The sequence below is a fragment of the Acidovorax sp. LjRoot204 genome (assembly GCF_056175785.1).
The window spans coordinates 1-1,885 of record NZ_JBGFFF010000312.1 but is presented as its reverse complement, the minus strand read 5'-3'; the positions used below and the strand labels follow the sequence as shown (position 1 = coordinate 1,885).

Annotated in this window: 2 protein-coding genes; both read left to right on the top strand. The window is 67.3% G+C overall.

Going from position 1 to position 1,885, the window contains the following annotated elements; translation table 11 throughout:
- Positions 1–561, top strand: a 561-nt coding sequence (locus AC04MI_RS24895; protein WP_476499010.1) for a DHHA1 domain-containing protein, incomplete at its 5' end; no start/stop codon positions are given.
- 100 nt (positions 562–661) lie between these two features.
- A partial coding sequence (locus AC04MI_RS24890; RefSeq protein WP_476499009.1) for a PDC sensor domain-containing protein occupies positions 662–1,885 on the top strand: 1,224 nt, incomplete at its 3' end.

The following is a 1,885-nucleotide window of genomic DNA, read 5'->3' as shown; positions in this document are numbered from 1 at the left end:
GGCATCCGCCGCATTGAGGCCGTGACCGGCGCCAACGCACTGGCGTACTTGCAGAACCTGGAAGACACCGTGAACCAGGCCGCCAGCACGCTCAAGGCGCCGGTGGCCGAGCTCAACGGCCGCATCAGCCAAGCGCTGGACAACGCCCGCGCGCTCGAAAAGGAAGTGGCTGCCTTGAAGGGTAAGCTGGCCTCGAGCCAGGGTGACGAACTGGTGAGCCAGGCGGTGGAGGTGAAGGGCCTCAAAGTGCTGGCTGCGGCGCTGCCGGGTGCCGACGCCAAGACSCTGCGCGACACCATGGACAAGCTCAAGGACAAGCTCAAGACCGCTGCCATCGTGCTGGCCGCCGTGGATGGCGACAAGGTGCAGATCGCCGCGGGCGTCACCGCCGACAGCGTGGGCAAGCTCAAGGCGGGCGAACTGGTCAACTTTGTCGCCCAGCAAGTCGGCGGCAAGGGCGGCGGCAAGCCCGACATGGCCATGGCTGGCGGCACGGACGCGTCCAAACTGCCCGCAGCACTGGCTTCGGTGACAGGCTGGGTCACGCAGCAACTGGGCTGATGTACTTGTCACCACAGCGGCACCAGCCGCTGTGGTGTGGCAGCCATGGCTGCCAAAAAGAGGGTGACGGAACGCCAGCTTTCACCCTAAAGTGCAGCGCATGGACACCCTGCGCGACAGCCCCCAAGACCCGCCGCCGTCCGCTGTGCTTCGCGGTACGGGCGCTGCTTCGGTGGGCCAAGGCGGCCACCTGCCATGGTGGCGCCGCATCACCATCCCCTTTGAGGTCCTGATCGCCACCGTGGTGGTCACCGCCATGCTGTTGTTGACAGCGTTGCTGGTGTACCAGGTCAGCACCAGCGCGCGCCAGGCCATCATTGCGGCATCGGACGAGAGTGCGCAGCGCATCAGCCAGCTCATTGCCGAACGGGTGCATCGCATCGTGGACCCGGCCGATGCCACCATCCGCCTGCTGGCGTTCGACCCGGTGGCCTCTGCGTCCACCCTGCCAGCGCGGCTGCGGCGCCTGCCTGTACTGGCGCGGCTGCTGGAGCAGAACCCGCTGCTGTCGGCGGTGTTCATCGGTTACCCGGACGGGCAGTTTTTGCTGGTGCGGCCGGTGCGAAACGAGGCCTTGCGGGTGCGGCTGGATGCACCGCCCAAAACGGCGTACCTGGTGCAGTCCATGGCGCGCGAGCGTGGGCTGGCGGGCATGGTGGGGCGCTGGAGTTATTACGACGCAGACTTGCGGCTGATCGACTCGGCCGTGCGCCCGGAATACCGTTACGACCCCCGTACCCGCCCCTGGTACGCCGAGGCGCTGGAGCAGAACACCCAGATCCTCACGGCACCCTATGTGTTCTTCACCACGCAGGAGGTAGGCATCACGCTGAGCCAGCCCAGCGAGGACGGGCGTGCGGTGATTGGCCTGGACGTGGCCCTGACCGACCTGGGGCATGAGATCAGTGGCCTGCGCCTGATGCCCCGCACCGAGATCGCGGTGGTGGACAAGGACCGCCGCGTGCTGGCCTATCCCGATATGTCACGCGTGCTACTGCGTGATGGCAACACGCCGGGCCTGCGGCTGCGTGCCCTGGACGATCTGGGTGTGCCCAGCCTGCATGCGCTGCAGGCGCTGGGCCTGAAAGATGGCGAGTCACGCCGCCTGCAGGCCGACGGCGAGGAATGGCTGGGCCGTTCGCTGCCGCTGGCATCGATGCGCTGGCAGGGGCTGCAGATCCTGATGGCGATTCCTACCAAGGAGCTGCTGGCCGAGGTGAACAACAACCTGCGCCAGCAGGTGTGGCTGTCGGTGTCGCTCATCGGCCTGATGCTGCCGTTGGGCTGGCTGGCCGGCCGGCGCGTGGGGCGCAGTCTGTTCGGG